The organism is Citrobacter sp. VF227 (assembly GCF_052950715.1).
Genome location: NZ_JBRFVF010000465.1, coordinates 1 through 455 on the forward strand (window position 1 = coordinate 1; position 455 = coordinate 455).

Genomic DNA, 455 nt, shown 5'->3' on the forward strand with positions numbered 1-455 from the left:
GGGGCCAGGTAGGTGAGGTGGCCGCCGCCGTCGACAGCGAGGTTCTCGTAGGCCTTGTCCTTGAATTCCTTGAGCTTCTTCTCGTCGCTGCACTCGATCCAGCGCGCCGACCAGACGTTGATTGCCTCGTAGGCGCATTCAACCTTGTATTCCTCCTTCAGGCGGCTGGCGACCACGTCGAACTGCAGCACGCCCACCGCGCCGAGGATGATGTCGTTGTTGCGCTCGGGGAAGAAGACCTGGGTGGCACCTTCCTCGGCCAGCTCCTGCAGGCCCTGGCGCAGCTGCTTGGATTTGAGCGGATCCTTCAGGCGCACGCGGCGGAACAGTTCCGGGGCGAAGTGCGGGATGCCGGTGAAGCCCAGCACTTCGCCTTCGGTGAAGGTGTCGCCGATCTGGATGGTGCCGTGGTTGTGCAGGCCGATGATGTCGCCGGCCCATGCTTCCTCCAGCAT

The 455-nt window shown here is 63.7% G+C and carries 1 pseudogene; it reads right to left on the minus strand.

The features are described from left to right. Positions 1-455: pseudogene (gene prfC, locus ACU8YC_RS27350) on the minus strand (peptide chain release factor 3); the annotation flags it as partial.